Source organism: Phaeodactylibacter xiamenensis (genome assembly GCF_000759025.1).
Taxonomy (GTDB): Bacteria; Bacteroidota; Bacteroidia; order Chitinophagales; family Saprospiraceae; genus Phaeodactylibacter; species Phaeodactylibacter xiamenensis.
Window position 1 is genome coordinate 1 of sequence record NZ_JPOS01000085.1, and the last position, 19,140, is coordinate 19,140.

Here is a 19,140-nt window from a genome sequence, read left to right on the forward strand (position 1 = left end):
CCGGGTTGCCGTTCGCTAGCGCTGGGTAGTCCTCGTCGCACTCTACCACTGCTGTGAAGCTTGGGAAGTTCACGTCGTCAAGCGTTGGCTTGCGGATCGTGATCTGCTGCTGGCACTCGTCTGTCAGCCCCTGGCCGTCAATAGCAGTGAACGTGCGCGTGATCACTACGTCGCCACAGTCACCTGAAGAAGTGAAGCTGTCCGTCGCTGTGATGTCTACGTTGTCGTCGCAGTTGTCCGTCGCACTTGGCGCGCCTACCCACTGGTAAGTGCCGCTGATGAATGCGGTCTCCTGTGCTACAGAACCTGCGTCGCCGCCGTAGATCTGGCCGAAGTCGTCACAGAACAGCGGGATAGACAGCTGCTCAGTAGTCGATGGCAGGGCAGAAAACGTCGTGTCATACTGGATCGTCCAGTCTGGCAGCATCGTTTCTGTAAAGTTCCATGCGCCTACAAGGCCGTTGCCGTCGCTGAAGATCGTGTGCTCGTAGGAGCCCGTCACGTCTGAGCCAAAGCTGGAAACCAGCACGAAGTAAGTCTCGTACGCACGCAGTGGCAGCGTTACGCGAACCTGTGGGTCGAACAAGCCGCCGATTGGGCCTGCGTTGCCAAGGATGTTGTCATCCGCTGCGTAAAGGATATTCTCACATGGGCTGTCCGCATCAAAGCTGCCCTGGTACAGTGCAGTGAAGCCGTCGCCCCAGGAAGTGTTCAGGTAGATCGTGTAGATATCATCGGCGCTCACCTGGAACTCGATGATGTCGTAGTAGTGGTCGCCTGCCAGTGGGCCTGCGCCGTCAAGGAAGCAAGAGTAGTCCGCAAGCTCAAGCTGTGCGTCAGTCGTCTCCAGGGCGCCCTGGATCTTCTGTACAGACTCAGAGATTGTCGCTACAGCTGTATTGTCCGGGCACTCAACAACTGGTGCGGTCTTGTCTTCGCCGGTGATGTAGCCCCAGCATGGCTCGAAGCCTGCAAGGTCTGCTGCTACTGGAGAGAAGACAAAGTTGCTAACAACCGTTGTGCTTGATCCAAATAAACAGTCAAGCGAAACAGCACCCATTGCAAGGACAGAACCTGCAACAACGTCCACATCTACAGTACCGGAAGTCTGGCCTGTAGTCTGGTTATTCACCAGTACAGTAACATTTCCGAGCGGGTCGATCAATGCAAGGAACGGATCATAAAACTGAAGGTCAACTGTAGAGTAAGACCAGTCGAAGGTCAGGTTACCGTCACTAGGCATTGCAATTGCAACAGAAGCCTCTGCGCCACCTGGGCAGAAACCGCCGTTCGGGCTTACAAAACTTACAGAACTACCATTAGCAGCGAAGTTAACTGTGCCACCATTCTGCTGGAGAATAGCCCAGTTGCCTGATGCAAAGTCGCCTGTAAAACCTTCGATTGGCTGAGCTTGGCCTGCTAAGTCAATTTCATAGATGAACTGGCCGTGGCCGTCCAGGATATTGCCGTTCGCAGGGTTGTCGTCGTTTACGATGTTGACCGCAAAGTCAGACTCCTCAAGGCAGCCGAAGTTGCCTTCCAGTACCATATCCGCAGTGATTACGCGTGAGCAGTTGTCGTCAAGCGTAACGTTGATGTTATCGTTGCAAGCCAGGTTCTCCTGTGGTGCAGGCGCCTGAGTTACGTTGATTGAGAAGGACTCCGTGCGGCTGTTGCCAGCTGCATCAGTCGCTGTAATTGTGATCGTGTGCACGCCAGGGCCGCCCATGAATACATAGCCGCCTGGTACTGCAGTAACAGAACCTGTACCTGCAGAAACAGATACAGTTGGGTCAAGGTCGCCATCGCAGTTGTCAGTCGCAGTCACCTGGAAAGTCTGAGAAGCTACTGCATCTACAAGACATGGGTCCAGTGCGATATTGATGTTCTGCGATGGGTACACGATGATTGGGGCAGAATTGTCTTCGTCTGCATTCACCGTGACCGTAGCCGTAGCCTCGGTGGTATTGCCGCCGCCATCGGTGTACGTGCCCACGATGGTGTACACGCCCGGGCTCAGGCTCAGGCTCCACGCGAAGTAGCCGTTTGCAGGGTCAGACAGCGCTGCGTCGAATGGGGGCGCTGGCGCTCCGTTCACCGTGAAGCTCGCACTGCTGAAGTCTTCGTCGCAGTCGTCTTCCAGCTGTACCGCAAAGCTTACCGCTGCCTCGCCTTCGCAGTTCGGCACCTGGTAGGCCAGGTTGCCGGGCATTGTCATTACCGCCGGCGTGTCAGCATCTTGCACCACTTCTACAGCATGGTCTATTGTTACCCCTTCGTAGCTGGTAACGATCAGGTAGCTGCCCGCGCTCAGGCTGCCCGTGGCTTCGAAGTACGCATAGCCCTCGTTCACCAGGATGTAGGTGAGCTCCAGTGGCGCGCCGCTGATGCTGATCAGCCCGTCGAGCACGTCGCCCGGCTGCAGCTCGCAGTCATAAATATGGCCCGAGAAGACGATGAAGCCGTCCTCCGCACAGTCTTCGATCACGAACTGCCCGTTGCCGGACACGTCCACGACCGGCGCAGGGCTCTGCGCCTGCGTGAGGGTGATGTCAAAGCTGTACTGGCTTGTATTGCCATAGCCGTCTGTAGCCTCGTAGACTACTGTGTATACTCCTGGCGCCAGCACATCGCCCGGCTGCGGGCCGCTGACCTGCTCCAGCTCCACGTCCAGGCTGCAGTCGTCTATGGCTGATACCTGCCAGTTCACAGGGGCGCTGTCTTCGCAGCCCGGGATCTGCACCTGCATGTCGCCAGGGCCGTAGATCTCCGGGGCGCGGCTGTCCACTACCGTGATCTCGTAGGACAGCTCCGTGCTGTTGCCCGCCTCGTCTGTGGCCGTCAGCACCACTGTGTTCGTGCCTATGCCTGCATGGACGCTCACCGCATAGCCGGAGCTCGTCTGCACGGCTGCCGCCCACGGGCTTACGCCTGCAACATCGCTCTCTATGTTCACGCTCAGCGCAATCGCATCTCCCGCTGTACAGTTGTCAGACACCTCTGCCAGCCACTCCAGCTGTACGCCGCACTCCCCTTCTGGGGGCGTATAAGTGAACGACGCGCCAGAGCCCAGACCTACGCCGCCCTGCGCTGAAACCTCCAGCGACGGGCCTTCCATGTCCTGATTGGACAGGGACACAAAATCTTCCACCTCCAGCGGGAAGCACCCTACGCCGTAGCCACAGCTCAGCGTGTCCAATAGCTCTACCCGCAGGCTGTAGCTGCCTTCGCCAAGACCGCTCACGCTGAAGCTATTCGCAAGCGTCGTGTCCGCTGCAACCAATATATCGCTGCCAGCCTGCTCCAGGTACAACGCGTAGCGGCCCGCACAGCCTGATTCCTCCAGCTCAAACGATACGCTGCCGTCTGTGCCCCCAGGGCACGCAGGGCCCGCAGCGCTTATGACCGATGCCATTGGCACAGGGTTGCAGTCTGCGTACAGTGGCCCGGTGATGGACACCACATTGCTCGTGCTGATGTTCTCCGTGATCGCAAGGCGGTACTCTTCGCCGTTCTGCAGCGTGCCGTGGGCGATCGTCACGCTCGTTTCTGTCATGTTCACGTAGTCCAGCACCGGGTTGCCCGCGCTGTCTTCTATGTCTACCGTGTACGTCACGCCAGGCTCCCCGCTGATCGGCGACCACTCCAAAGTGATCGAGCCGTCGCAGTTACAGCTGTACGTGTACGGCACTTCGTAGCCGCCGTCCACTGTGTAGTTCTTCTCCCCTACGCCCAGCGTCACGCACTCCGTAGAACCGCTCGCCGTAATATCGGAGTCCAGCTCCGCTGCGCCGGCCTGATAGCCCGCATACGACCACAGGTTCGGCAGGCTGCCGGCCCATTCGGCACGCCCTTCGTAGTCCAGCACGTAGCCGCCCGCAGGAAGCCCGGTGAACAAAAAGCGCCCTTCGATGTCCGATACCACTGTGTCCACGCCGTTGCCCGCGCAGTCCAGCAGCCGCACTTCCGTGTAGCCTAAGCCCGGCTCACCGGGGCTCTGCAGACCGTCACGGTCGAAGTCCTTCCACGCACGGTTGCCGATCTCGGCGCATACCAGCGGCAGGTTGTTGTTCAGCACCAGGTCGCCAGGTGAAAGCACAAACTCCATGTAGAACGGGTTCGCACCGCAGGACGCGTCTTCCATGAAGCCGCTCATCGCTTCCTCTGAGCTGCCTACAATCGTGATGCCCGGCTCAGGGTCCAGCTGGCCGCTGTCGGTGCAGTCCGTGCTGATACCATAGCCAGCCGGGGCATTCAGTGTCATCGTGTAGGTCCCGCTTGCGTCCACAAACCACTGATAGAAGCCTGTAGAGCCGTCCGCGACCATCGTCACATTGCCCGGGCCCGTTACCTCAATGGTTGCTCCGCTGATGATCTCGCCCGTATTCTCACAGTAGATGAAGCCCTGTGGGTCCAGCATCTCGCCGCCAATGTCCGGGTCAATCACGTCCGGGATAAAGTCGCCGTCGGCATCAAGGAAAACGCCCGCGTTGAGGTCATAGACACTCGCTGCTCCCGCCTCCAAAGTGAAGCACAGCTCTCCTTCCAGAGAGTAGTCTGAGTCTTGCTCGTCCAGTGCATCGCCTTCCACATCAGGAATAGTCAGCACATAGTCTTCCGCACTGTCCAGCCCCTCGAAGCTGATCTCCATGCAGTAATCACCGCCCAGCACCAGCTCAAAGAGGTAGTAGCCGTCAGCGTCCGCGGTCTGCACCTCGTCAACAGGATTTCCATTGAGGTCGGTACCGTACAGGCGTACCTGTACGCCGGGCAAAGTATTTTCATTGTCCGGAAGATTAGCATAAGCTTCGCCTAATGCCGCAAGCACAGGGGCTGCGTCAGTGTTCCCATCCTGACTGAAGAAACCGTTGCGGTCGTTGTCCAGCCAAACATATCCCCCAATGTCCGAACCACAGAATTCTCCTGCAATTTCGTTGCTGCTCCAGGCTTCTGCCGCAGCAAAGCCTTCCATCCCTGCCGTAAGCGGGACACCATTTTCATCCACACCACCTGGAATGCGCCCTTCACTATCCAGATCTGCCGGAGTCAGGTCATCGCTAGCCTCCACGGCATCAAAGCAGCCGTCGCCGTCACTATCCACATCGCGGAAGTTGAGGATGCTGTCCCCATCTATATCCGCGGCAAACATAGCCAGTGCAGCCGTATTTCCGTTATCCTGCTCAGTACCTTGTTCTGTTGCATCCAGCAGCCCGTCGTTGTCGCTGTCCAGATCAAAACAATCCGGGATAAGGTCACCGTCCGTGTCTGTGGTCTCATCTCCTTCCACTTCATTGCTCAGCCCGTCGCCATCGCAATCTGCATCAGCCCATGCTTCGCCTTTCGGCAGCGTGACCGAACTATACACGTAATCACAGATTTCCAGCGGGCTGCTGCTATCAGCTACTTCGGAACCATCTGTGACACCATCCCCATCCGTATCCGCTTCTAACGGATTGGTACTGTATGTATCTGCCTCCTCGGCATTCGTCAGCCCGTCGCCGTCACAGTCGCTCATATTCCAATCTGTTGCCGGCGCAACGCTTTGGCTGCCCAGCACAAAAGAACAGGCATCCGTCGGGGAGGTCATATCAGATACTTCCGTACCGTCAATGACGCCGTCGCCGTCCGTATCAGCAGCAAAACTATCTGTGCCCAGCTCATCTTCTTCCGCATTCGTAAGCCCGTCGCCGTCACAGTCCGCATCAGGCCCGGAAACGGTGACCGTTACCTCACAGCTGTTGCTGTTGCCACTGCCGTCCGTTGCCGTCAGGGATACGGATACCTCACCGATATCCGAGCAGCTAAAGGAGGTCTGCGACAGTTGCAGCATCGGTGTGCCACAGTTGTCTGTGGTTCCTGTATCAACGTCCGAAACGTCAATCGAAGCCGCGCCCATTTCATCTAGCAATACGGGTACATCAGTACAAGCCATTACCGGAGATATCGTATCCAGTACTGTTACTGTAAGCATGCAACTATCAATATTATCGCTCCCATCTGTAGCGATCAATACAACAGAAACACCACTAGCTGACTGTGGGCTTCGGAAGCCTTCGCCGCTATCGAGTATAGCATCGGTATTCAAAGACAAATCATCACAGGTAAATGTACTATCCGATAATGACAGGCTGACCGAACCACAGTTGTCCGTTGAGCCACCATCTGCCTGTGCAGCGCTGATCGTTCCTTCGCCAGCATTATCCAGATACACCGTCAGATCCGTACAGGACGCTACCGGAGCGATCGTATCCAGTACTGTTATCATCGACATACAACTACCAGAACCGGAAGCGGCAGTAGCACCCTCTGTGACAATTAAGGTTACTTCCTGCTGCCCCAAATCACCGCAGGTAAATGTACTATCCGATAACGATAGGCTGACCGAACCACAGTTGTCCGCTGAGCCACCATCTGCCTGTGCAGCGCTGATCGTTCCTTCGCCAGCATTATCCAGATACACCGTCAGATCCGTACAGGACGCTACCGGAGCGATCGTATCCAGTACTGTTATCATCGACATACAGCTATCAGAACCGGAGGAAGCAGTAGCACCCTCTGTGACAATTAAGGTTACTTCCTGCTGCCCCAAATCACCGCAGGTAAATGTACTATCCGATAACGACAGGCTGACCGAACCACAATTGTCCGTTGAGCCACCATCTGCCTGTGCAGCGCTGATGTTTCCTTCGCCAGCATTATCCAAATACACTGTCAGATCCGTACAAGACGCTACCGGAGCGATCGTATCCAGTACTGTTACTGTAAGCATGCAACTATCAATATTATCGCTCCCATCTGTAGCGATCAATACAACAGAAACACCGCTAGCTGACTGTGGGCTTCGGAAGCCTGCGCTACTACCGAGTATAGCCTCGGTATTCAAAGACAAATCATCACAGGTAAATGTACTATCCGATAACGACAGGCTGACCGAACCACAGTTGTCCGTTGAGCCACCATCTGCCTGTGCAGGACTGATCGTTCCTTCGCCAGCGTTATCCAGATATACCGTCAGATCCGTACAGGACGCTACCGGAGCGATTGTATCTAACACCGTCACTATAGCTGAGCAAGTGTCAGTATTGTTAGCGCTATCTGTTGTCGTCAAGACCACAGTATTCTCACCCTGTTCATCACAACTGAAGGCGGTTTGGGACAGCGATAGCGTCAAGGTATCGCAACTAATCATACTGCCAGCCCCAATATCGCCTGGCATGATACTGGCCTCGCCCGATGCATCCAGATAAGCAGTAATATCCATACAAACTGCAGTAGGCAGTAAGGTATCCAACCCTGGAATCGGATTCACTTCTGGTACCGCTCCAATTGCATCGTAAGTCAGAGCAGACAGGTAGGGGTAGGATACAGTACTTGCACTGTCAACGATGCGCCAAATTTCCTCATTGCCGTTATTGGTTTCTCCTTCGAAATCCCAGCCAGCTGCTGTAAAGAGGTCTGCTGCTTTCATCTCACAGGTCGTTTTCCCTTCGCCAGCAGCGCTCTCCGACAAACCAGCCAGCTCCGCATCCCAAAAACTATTAGAAACCATTCCTGAATTTATACCGAAGAGCCCGGCAACCGAGTCCGTTTCAATTGCAACGTAGGTGTTTCCGACCAGCCCACTGTTTTGATAAACCACCCCAGCCCCTTGAGCAATATTACCGGTTACATATGCATTATTGATCTGCCCGCTGAGGCTAAACGCAGCCAAACCAGCCCCAAAAGAAAAGTTAACCTGTGCAGCCGATTCCTCTATCTTGCCTGATAACAACCAGCTAATGCCTGAAGGCAAAAATGGTGGCGAGGGGGTGGCTAGCGTTGACGTTACAGTCGCGAAGCATCTACTGACTGCTCCAGCGTTGAGCAACGATATACCAACGGGCAAGCCCTGATCACTACTTTGAATATGAGCCCGGCTGTCTGTAACTAATGTATTTATGCCAAGACAGCCTGCAATTCCAGCACCCAATAGCTCGTTTTCTATATGTGTAGTAAGGAAAGAGAGCTGCGTATTCGTTGCCTGTGATTCCAAAACAGCACCAACAACACCTCCCCCCATTCGTACGGTACCTGAAGCTGAGATACTATCAATCTGGCTATTGTGGACAAAACCGGCTAGTATACCGTTAGGGAACAACGGCAGGTTATCCCCCGAAAACATAATACTACTTCCAACCGTGGCACTATCCAACTTTAGATTGTGCACCATAGCACCGCCAAGAGATTGCAGGCTATCCAAAAAGCTAGGATCAACTATAACTGAAGGGAAAAAATCTTCTTCATCCGCCTTCATCAGGTTCGCCCCTTCGAAAGCCCCCAATGCAAAGAAAAGCCCGTTGCCATAAGAAAGGCCATTATCGATTTGCAGATTGTTGATGCTGTATCCTTGTCCATCAAAATGCCCGGTGAACCCAGTAACGGTACCGGTGCCATTTAAAACATCCCCGTCCATGGTACCGATTGGAAGCCATCCGGAATCGGCTACGTATTCCTGATAACCGCTGCTGTTTTTATCCAGGTCATTAATCAGTATAAAATGTGCATCCATCCTGAAGCGGACGTTGTGCAGGTGCTCCCAGTCCTTAATCTGATAAGGCGATGCTGCAGTGCCCAAACCAGCGAAAAACAGGGGAGATAACTCGTAAGCCCCTAAATCCACTGTGCCTTCCTGAAGGCGGGCATTGCCTGCCAGGTCTTTTTCCAAATTGGTGGCGTAACCATTATCGCCTAAATTGACCAGTGGCGAGATTTTGCTTAGCGCAAAGTTTCCTTCTGCAGTAGGCGTATCGTTTACTGCATCAAATGTAAAGTCTTCAAATGCTGCATCCTCGAAGTCGTCAGCAGTAAAAAGCGTATTTACAGAAAGGTCTCCGTCTACCGACATACGATCTTCTCCATGTTCAAAATAGCAATTGAAGATATCGATATCACCAGCTGCATCGATAATACCATCGCTGCCATCATTGGCATCATTGCCAAAACTAATGCAATTGTAGAGGGTCGCTTTAGAACTAGATCCGGTCTCGATCACACAACCGTCATCATCTGCGTAGTTCCCTGCAAATGTAGTGTTGTACACCCAAAACTGAGTGTCATCCGATCCCATCAATGCCGCACCATCATCATAAACCGTATTGCCCGAAAACAGACAGCTTTCCAAAAATACAATGATATCGCCATTACCACCATCTACATCGAAATAGAAAGTGCCATCTTCTCCTTCATTGCCTTGTACCAAACATTCTGCAAACAAAACAACCGGAGGTACAGGGCAATCCGAATTCGTATAAACTGCGGTACCCTCGCCTTCAGTATCCGTGAGCAGGTTGTTGTTAAGCTTTGTACGAACAATCCTAATGGAGTCTCCCAAGGTCCCCTCATCCAAATCAAAATAACATGCACCCCCACTGCCGTCAATTTCGTTATTGGAAATGTCGCAATCATATACCGAAATAGCTTCCTTAGAGGCGATACCTCCTCCGTCATCGCCAGCAGTGTTATGGTGTATTTTCACATCCCGGAGCACACAATTGGTACCACTAAAGGCTACAACAGCATTGTCATTATAGATGCCGCTGCCGTCTACCGCCTGATTTTGAGATATATCACAGCTACTGATTCTGATTATACCACCGTTATAAACTGCACCGCCATCTTCAGCTTCGTTCTGAAAGATATTGCAGCCACTGATCCAAATTGAACCATTGCTGTAAACCGCACCACCATTGAGTACTGCAGTATTACCGTACAGCATGAGGTCTTGCAGAACAACTCCGGAAGTCGAATCCGTGGCAAAATTCGAATTAAAAACTCCCGCACCATTGCCGTAGAAGAAGTTATCCGAACGATCCGCATAACCGCCGGTAATGTGAAGCCCTTTTAGAAGTGTAAAGTCGCTGACAGGCCCAAATGTTACAACGTTGTATACATTATCTGTATTGGTTGCAGGGTCGCCAATATTTCCAGAGAGGATGGTCGGGTAAGCCGCAGTATCCTGAGCGGTCAAAGCAGATGCGCCCGAAGGGAGGGATCCGTAAATGGAAACGCCAGATGCAACCCGGAAGGAAGCTTCCCGGTCGGTACCGGAAGTTGGCAGGTATTCTCCGGCCGCAACCCATACCTGATCGCCTGAACTCGCCCTGGCCAGCGCATCCTGAAGGCTATTATATGCATTGACCCAGGAAGTACCATTGTTCAGCCCGGTTGCATTGATGTCCACATAAAATACTTCCTCTGTATTGGGATTGACGGTCTTAATACCGGTTGTTTCTGAAGTGCCATCATCGAAAACGTACGAGAACGAAAGAGGAGCCGTAACCCCATTGGCATTGTAATAAGTGATGCGCTGAACAATATCGTTAAGCATCCTTTGTGAGACGATCACCTGAGAACTCCCTTCAAAGTTTAAGGTTATTTGATGACCTGTATTGTCATATTGGCCAATGTAATACTCCTGTGTAAAGATAGAATCGTTGCGCAGGCTAAACAGAATGCTTTCTTCCAATTGAAAATAATCATCAGCATTGGCGCCGCCTTGCCGCTCAATCTGTAGGGTACTCCCATTGTAAAATCCCTGTCCGGCATTCAAAACCTGAAGGTCGGGATCTGAAATAAGTACCCTACTGTCTAAAAAAATGGTGTCGGCGTAGTACTCCCCTAAAAGCTCAAGGTTGGTAAAAGTCGTGGGCGTATTGCCCATTATCGCCTCATAAGCAGGCTCTACAAAGAAAAGATAATCCGTGTAGGCACCGTCCAAGCCTACACCAGATAGTAAAGCCGTTCCCGTTCCCGTACCGGTGTACAACGTTGTGCCAATACCCGCATAACCCGTTGTGTTCCTGACCGGATAACCAGCTACACTGTTATCGTCAAAAAAGAAGTACCAGCGCTGATCAGGCAATACCCCCTGTGGGTTGATGGTCAATATCGCATCATCACTACTCGGATGGGTACCGACACCTCGGTTACCGCCACAACCAAACACGGTATCTACAACACCCAAAACTGTCTTTATACCGTCAGCCCCTGTGCGACTGTAGGTAGCCAAAAGCTCTTCTGCTATATTGGCAAAGGTGTAATATCCATGTATGTCATCGTATGTTTCTCCAGCTATTTCCACACCTACTTGCACAGTAGCTTCGCCCGCTGCCATACCCCCAATAGAAAAAGTATAATCACTTTCGTCCAAATCATTGCTGATCACGTGTAGTTCAGCCACGCGATCCATATCTACAGGAGTAAGGTCTTCCGGACCGGACAAGGCTGAAACAGGAGCAAAAGTAACCATAAATGAAATGCTTTCTCCCGCTCCGATCGCCATTGGGAAGGTTATACCGCTGATACTAAAATCGGTGCTATTATCACCGTCGAAGTAGATATTCGAAACATTAATAATCCCCAAAGTATCCGTATTAGAAATATGATATTCAATACTGGGATGGAGATTGGCATCGTTACCGATAAACCCCACACCGTAATCGGTACCAGCACCTGTGCTGATCGTGGTTGAACCGGAAGCAATTACATTGCTATTGTAGGATAATTCAATTTCCCCAGCTGCGGAAGTCTGTGCCCTGCCCTGGAAAACCCAAAACAGCGCCAAAACAAACGTTAGTAAACCTACTCGTTTCATGAGATTGTGCATATTATGATTTGTTAATGTACTATTACCCAAGCCCCGGTAACAACCTGTTTAAGCGACTACCGGGCTGAAACGACTGTTGATACCGGCAAAACACATCAACAAAATCATCTCTGCTGTAAAGGCTCGTACCAAAAAAAGTATTCTTATACTTTATACTTCTGGCACTGTAAAATTAGCTCATTACCCATATTGCCCGCTTCCCAAATCTTTGAATCCTGCTCCCAAATCTTTGAAAATCTGCTCCCAAATCTTTGAAAACCTACTCCCAAATCTTTGAAAATGCTTCTAAAATCAAGGGCTCAAGGGCATTAAGACAATCAAAGAGTTCCTCGTGTTTACTCTTCCTCAAGACTGGCATTGTATAAATATTGGCTGGGCGTCAATCCGGTTTGCTGCTTGAACAAACGGTAAAAAGTGGACTTACTGTTGAACCCACAGTTCTCAATAAGCTGATCGAGGACTACCTCTCCCCTGCTTTCAATCATCAGTTTCTGCGCTTCCTCAATACGAAATTGGTTGATGAAGGTATTGAAGTTCTTATACGCATATTGATTGATGGCCTGTGAAATGTAAGTTTCATTGGTATTGAGCTGTTTCGCTAGCTCGCTTAACGTCAGAGTTGAGTTTTTGTACAATTTCAAGCCATCGACCAATGCATTGATGTCGAGAAAGAGCTGTTCCAGCCGGTCAACGCTTTCTATACTGGCTTCTTCCGCTGTGAGATGAGCCTTTTCCGCGTCCTTATCTGTACCGGCAACCTGCTCTAGCGGTGCTATATCCGGAACCTCATGCGGGTACGCTGAATGCGTTTGCCTAAGGGCATTTTTATTTTTTTTGTAAAGCGACCGTACTAGCCGTCGATTTTTAAAATACAGCAGGCTCAATACCAGTAATCCGGTCAAAGCAACAGCCAAGCTTACCCCTATTAGGATCAGGAACCGTTGATTCTGCTGCAGCTCATAGGCCTGCTGTTTGATTTGGCTCATGTGTCGCTCATGCTCATAGAGCGACTTTAATTCTGTGAACCTTGCAGCAGCTGTACTCGATGCGAATTCTTCCTTATACCGGACGTAGTGCTCAAGCTGAGCCTTGAACTGATCGTAATCGCCCAAAACAGCAAAAAGGTCGAGCAGCTCAATCATAGCTCGCTCGATGCGATCATTTGCTTTTGCCTGCTGAAATAATTGTAATGCATTTTTCTTTAAATCAACCGCTTGGCCATACTTCCCATTTTGTACAGCATGATCTGCCTGATTGATCAGGATACTCCCTAAAAGGAGGATATTTCCAACCTGCCTCGCCTGATCTAGCGCTATCTCGTAGTAGGATTCTGCCTTTGTGTTTTGGCCTACAACAGAGTAATATACACCGAGGTTATTGTTCATTTGTGCAACCCCAGGCCTGTAGCCTTTTGCTGAAAACAACTCCAGCGCACGTTCTGTATAGGCTTTAAAAAACTCCCAGTCCTCCGCCTTCTTAGTCGTCACAGCCAAATTTTGGCAGCACAATGCCATATTCAGGGTATCCCCAAGTACTTCAAAGAACCTTAGTGCCTTGTTCAATATCTTCTCACCCTGCAACAACTCCCCGTTTTTGACCTCTAACAGCCCTATATTAATCCAACTTTGCCCTATGCTTAGCGAATCGTTGAGCTCCTCCGCAGCTTTTAATGACGCGTTGTAAGCCTCAATAGATTTACCCGGGTAACCTTGGTAATCATAGTTGATACCAAGGTTGTTCCAACAGGCGCCAGCGAACTCAATATCTTGAGCTGCATAATCGGTTTCCAGGGCTTTTAGATAACTATCGATCGATAAGTATAGCTCCCCCCTGTAATAATGGTACAGACCGTATAAATAGTAACTCTTAGCGAGCAGAGAGTCTTTTCCATTTTGTACCGCTGTTTCATAGAAAGCGTCAATCAGTGGCTCTGCCTTATCCATCTCTTCCGGGAGCAGTGCCTTTATTGTTTCATACGACAATTCCTGCTCTTTCGTTTCTTCGGCACTGACTGGAATTACCACTCCTAAAAAAAGAATAATAACCACGGAAAAGAGCTCATAGCTTTTGGCCAGATTGATCATAAAAATATTTGTGCATATTATTTAATTGCAAAACAGGTTCAGGACCGAAGGCTGACTTACTATATGACGACCCTCTTAAAAACCTCAACTTATTTCACCACTAGCTTCGCTTGTGCAGCGCTGAGCGACACAAACAGAGCTCCAAAAGAATTGATACCGCCATTTAAGAACGGCTTGCAAAATTTTGAATCCAGTACAAACATATTCAAAAAGGTGCAATTCTCTATTGCATAACTTATTGACTGTGCTCTACCCGATGGTTATGAGTGAGATTTAAAAAAAGCGAGTAAAAACAAGATTTCGTGGTTCACCATAACTACATAACATATGCTCAAGATGTGGTCGTAGATCAGGTGGTGGTAAATTTGTACGTAGGCAAAGCCAAATATGGAGGACTGTTATGCCCGATCGGAATCTTGACATGCAGGGAGTTGAAAAGTGCTTACCGGAAACGATGGAATATTGATGTATTATACGCAATACGGATTGGTCACCTACTGGCGCTGACGGCCAGCACGGGGAACGATAAATGTCGGGTCTTTGATCCAGACATTCATCGTCTGGGCCTTTGATCCAGACATTCATCGTCTGGGCCTTTGATCCAGACATTCATCGTCTGGGCCTTTGATCCAGACATTCATCGTCTGGGCCGTTGATCCAGACATTCATCGTCTGGAATCTTAGATTTGCGACATCAACCACTGACGAAGCTTCGCTTGTCAGGACAAGCGCAAGCCAATTCCCAGCGTAAACGCTGACCCTCCTGCCTTTAAGGTCGTCAAAGCCTAAAGGCGATGAGACACGGGCAAGTATTGAGTAGGTTTGCTGTAGCAAACTACTTAATCGTCAATATATTCCAGGCACTCAAAGGAAGAGGCTTTCATTTTGAAAAATCTGGGTTGCGCATCCCAAAAAAATACCGGACACTCTAATGAATGCCCGGCCTCCTATATGTGCACAGGTTTCCCTGAAACTCCCTAATTTATAGCTCCCATCTGCCTAGCTGCATAGGGCCTTTGCTGCTATTATGTAAGATAACGTAGCAATTACCCGCTTCGGGGCTTCAAAACAAGTTTGCAGATTATGCAAACAAAAAGCCCCACACCAAATACCAGTGCGGGGCGCTTTGAATTAGCACAAACTGTTACGTAATCAGTCAGGAGCAATAGCGGGGCGTAAAACACCTGTCAATAAACACCATACACCAGTCTTAAAACTTTGAATTCCCGCTTGTTTATTGCTCTCTACCTGACAAATTGGGCAAGTAGGATTGTAGGTGTAATACAAAGCAATCCGCTTTCTTCTCCAGCCCGCATAATCCCGTAATATTGGAGTCAGGGAGTTGCAAATCGGCTAACATATACTAAATATACCCGGTGATTTTGGGGCTGGACCACCTGCCCTTCCGGGAAGCTGAGACCGCCCACTACCCTACCGGAAGCCGCCCGATATTCTTCGGGCACTACTGGCTGAAGGGTACGCCCCCGCTTTTCCAGAGCCTGCCCCAAGGGTTCCGCATTATCTTTTTGGGAAAACAAACTGGTAAACCAGCCGATCTGCTGACCGCTGGTCCGGCTCTCCCTGATGATTTGCAGGAGAAACGTGCGAGACCTCACTAAATCAAGGCAACCAATGGGACTGGAAGATGCTATTTTAAAAGAAGTGCACGAACAGGGCATTGAACGCCGTGTGCTTTTGCCTTAAAGCAAAAAAGGCCATAGATATGAATTGGTTGGATTAGGAAATTGGAGGAATCGAAACTTATGGGGAACCACGGTAGAGAACATTAAAGAACTATTGCCTAACATCTTTTCATTCTCTGCCTGCAAACCTAAACATACCCATGGCCATGAAAACAAACTATACTAATACACCATAGAATATTTGATTATTCAGTGAGACTAACGGTTCCTTAGCTAAACAAGATGAAAATCAACATTACCATTCTTCAAAAAACTATGCACTATTAGAAATTGACATATTTAACTAAATTGGAACCGATAGACTCACATGGGCTAATTCGTTCATTAGCCCTACCGAAGCTTACTAATGCAAAGAAAAGAATCAGAACATATTGACCCACTTACAAATGCCCTTCTTTGCTCCTCGATAAAACAAAAATAGAAGAATCAAAGGGCCGCATAATGTGTATACTTACTTTTTGTGACAATGAAACATAATTATTTGCGCTGCCTTATCCTTTATTACAGACCTAAAATTTTCCAAAACAACTCACAAACAAAATATCATACTGACCCCTCCAGGCAAACACCCTCGTGCCGACCATCTCTTCTCTTTACAAATGAAAATTAATTTAATGTATGTGACACTGATTATCGCATATATTGCGCTCTAAAAGGACAATTTTCAACAACCAGTGCTCTGTCAGGCCTGAAGCGTTGGGTTGCCTGTGGCGACTTTCCGAGCACGCTTTGCGTTGGAGCCCGCCCCTAAGCAGCACTGCTATCTCACGATGCTGCGGGACGGGATAAGGTACCTTACCGCTATATTTTGTGATCCGATCCAACAGGCCTGTTATTTCACCGATATTTCATCCACAAAAAGCCAGGCATCCCCTTCCCGAATGTGCCAGTCCGGAAGCACAGCGCGGTTGGTTGCTGAGATCTTTATATAGGCAACCCATTGTTCTTCAAAGGCGGTTTCTATCCTCTTAATTACCGGATCTCTTTCTTTGGACGTGGCCACTGACGTCTCTAATACCGGAGTAAAGCTTTGACCGTCCTCTGAGATAGAGATGTTTACCCGGGTGGGCAGCATAACGGAAGTGGCGCTGATGTGCTGAAAAAAGTTCAGCCCCACATAGGAGAGCTTCTTCGGGCCTCCCAAATCGATTTTTACATCAAAATCCTTTTTTGGAAACCCCTGCCAGTTGGGATCATCGCCCCGGGCTATTGCAAATCTATTGTTGACCAGGGCTTTGTCCCCTCCACCACTGTAGGTTTCGTGATATGGGTTCGTGTAGATTACTTCGCACTGCTCTCCAAATCCGGTGGAAAACAGTTTTTGCAGCGGGAAACCAATTGGAATGCCCTTTCTGAAGCATTGTGCCTTCACTTCAATTGGGCTCGTGTAGGTGATGGGGCTGGTATACCGTTTGGAATCCATTGTGGGTTCTGAACCATCAAGGGTATACCTGATTTCGTATAAGCCTAACTCGTTTTTCAGGCTCAGACTGAAGGTGGCGCTGCCTTTGTCGTAAGCCACTTCATAATCAGGAGAGAGGGCGCTGCCGGCAAAATGGTACCCCAAATCTGAGAGCCGGTCAAAATGAACATCCATTTTCTCAATAAAACCTGATTGGCTTTTCTGCGCGGGAGGGGTCCAAAGAACTTCGGAAAGGGCGCACAACCTCGGCAGCATCATGTACTGAGCGTGCCGTAATGTCCTGACCTGCTCCGTCCACAGGTTGGCCTGACCGCCGAGAATATGGTGCTCTTTCCCCGGTTCGATTTCATCCGGAACAGGGTCAAAATTATAAACGCTGAGCAGGCTGTTGTAGCCGCCCCAGGAAGGTGGCTCAAATTCGCTTTTACCCTGGCTATGGTCGAAGTATAGAGGAGACCCCGGCGACAGTACGACATCATGCCCGGCATTGGCCGCTTCCACGCCTCCTTTTACGCCTCTCCAGGACATGACCGTTGCTCTTTCCGGCAGGCCACCTTCCAGAATTTCGTCCCAGCCAATCAGTTTTTTGCCTTTGGAATGAATAAAGGCTTCCATTCTCTTCACAAAGTAGCTTTGCAGCTCCTCTCCGCTCTGCAAATTTTCCACCTGCATCCTGCGCCTGCATTTTGGGCATTGCAGCCAGCCCTCTTTTCCTACTTCATCCCCTCCAATATGCAGATACTCCCCAGGGAATAACTCCACTACCTCGCTTATGATGTTTTGCAGGAACTCGAAGGTCTTTTCATTGCCCGCGCAATAAACGCCAGGTGCCCCCTGCCCATCGCAAGCCAGCTCGGGATAGCATTGCAAGGCCGCTTCCGAGTGCCCGGGCATCTCAATCTCCGGGATGATATCTATGTACCGGTCCGCAGCATAGGCTACGATTTCCTGAATGTCTGCTTTTGTGTAATAGCCGCCATAGACCTCCCCTTCTGCATGCTGGTCTGCCGTTTCAAAGTCTTCCCAGGGTTGCTTTCCGGCTTTCACTTTTCGCCAGGCCCCTCTTCTTGTAAGCTCCGGATAGCGCTCTGTTTCGATCCGCCAGCCGATCCCGTCCACCAAGTGCCAGTGGAACTTATTCATCTTGTGCATGGCCAGAATATCGATCACTTTTTTCACGGAGTCCTTTGGAAAAAAATGCCGGGACACGTCCAACATCATCCCTCTCCACAAGAAGGCTGGCTTGTCCTGAATGCGCACAAAGCGAAGTACCGGGGCTTTAACTACAGCCTGCGGGCTCATCAATTGCTTCAGGGTTTGAATACCATAGAAGAGCCCCTGTTCCGTACTGCTTTCAATCAGTATACCTGATTCGGAAACAGTCAGTTGATAAGCACCCGGCACCTCTGTCCCGGATTTTACCAGGCGAATGGCATTTGGCTGATCTTCTGTAGCTGTTTTCAAATCTAACCGGAAGCGGTCTTTGAGAAAAGCCTGCAGTTCTTCCGCCAGCTTCTGCCCGTTACCAGTAGCGGGTACTACCAATACCGTATTTGTATTGACTTCGAATACCCCCTGCTGGTATTCAATTTCAGCCGGTTGGGGAATAATGCCGGGCGTAGGTAGGCCAGCCTGCTGACAGCCCGTCAGGACAACAATCAGGAAGCACAGCAATAGAGTATTTTTCATGTGAAGTCGTTTCATTTCAGGGCTACTGCGGAAGCCCCCCGTTTGCTTTATCAACAGTGGCCATGGACAGCCACAGGGGCTGAAAATACCTAAATTCGGGCATATAGGATTCCGGGATAAACCTGCTGCAACAGCGGGGCAGTGGCTTTTAACTGCCTGGGGTATTCTGCCGAAAGAATTGACCCCATGTAGCCTTACCTGGACTACCTGGAGTTTGCTTTACAATCAGAAGTATTTGACAAATGGCCCTGTCTCGGTGAGATAGGGAGTGTAAGGTTTGAAATTAATCCAGAGGAGGGAAAATCCATTCTTAAATATAGTGCCATGTTAGCATCTCTAATGATAGCCAAGTCCAAAAAGGGATTAATAAGCACTGGTTGAGGGGCAAACTTCAAATGTTTAACCGGTCATGCCCTTCGATCTCACGAATCCAATATGAGCGCATCTTAGCGGGGAGGCAACAGCATAAGCCTTCTTTAGGCATTTTATCACTCCAACTGGATATTCGGCTTTACTGGTTTGAGGTTGAGGAGCTGAACCTGTGGCTTTACCTTGATGGAAAAAGTCACAGGTACGAATTGGCTTGACTAAAAATCA

The 19,140-nt window shown here is 50.1% G+C and carries 4 protein-coding genes; all 4 read right to left on the reverse strand.

Translation table 11 applies throughout. The features are described from left to right. On the reverse strand, window positions 1-11,632 hold an 11,632-nt coding region (locus IX84_RS25800; RefSeq protein ID WP_160213938.1), incomplete at its 3' end, for an SdrD B-like domain-containing protein. A gap of 347 nt (window positions 11,633-11,979) precedes the next feature. Then, window positions 11,980-13,728, reverse strand: a complete 1,749-nt coding sequence (locus IX84_RS25805; RefSeq protein WP_044227999.1) for a tetratricopeptide repeat protein — start codon at window positions 13,726-13,728, stop codon at window positions 11,980-11,982. Window positions 13,729-15,062: 1,334 nt separating this feature from the next. Then, the gene (locus IX84_RS34720; RefSeq protein WP_152605250.1) at window positions 15,063-15,407 is read right to left on the reverse strand and encodes an RlmF-related methyltransferase; all 345 of its coding nucleotides are present in this window, start codon (window positions 15,405-15,407) and stop codon (window positions 15,063-15,065) included. A gap of 856 nt (window positions 15,408-16,263) precedes the next feature. Further along, window positions 16,264-18,543 (reverse strand): beta-N-acetylhexosaminidase, encoded by a 2,280-nt coding sequence (locus tag IX84_RS25815; protein ID WP_052516411.1) that lies wholly within the window; start codon window positions 18,541-18,543, stop codon window positions 16,264-16,266. Window positions 18,544-19,140 lie beyond the last annotated feature (597 nt).

What these genes read in the sequence shown, in the direction of transcription:
- IX84_RS25805 (WP_044227999.1), bottom strand. Translation starts at nt 13,728, where the DNA reads ATGATCAATCTGGCCAAAAGCTATGAGCTCTTTTCCGTGGTTATTATT.
- IX84_RS34720 (WP_152605250.1), bottom strand. Translation starts at nt 15,407, where the DNA reads ATGCCCTGTTCGTGCACTTCTTTTAAAATAGCATCTTCCAGTCCCATT.
- IX84_RS25815 (WP_052516411.1), bottom strand. Translation starts at nt 18,543, where the DNA reads ATGAAAAATACTCTATTGCTGTGCTTCCTGATTGTTGTCCTGACGGGC.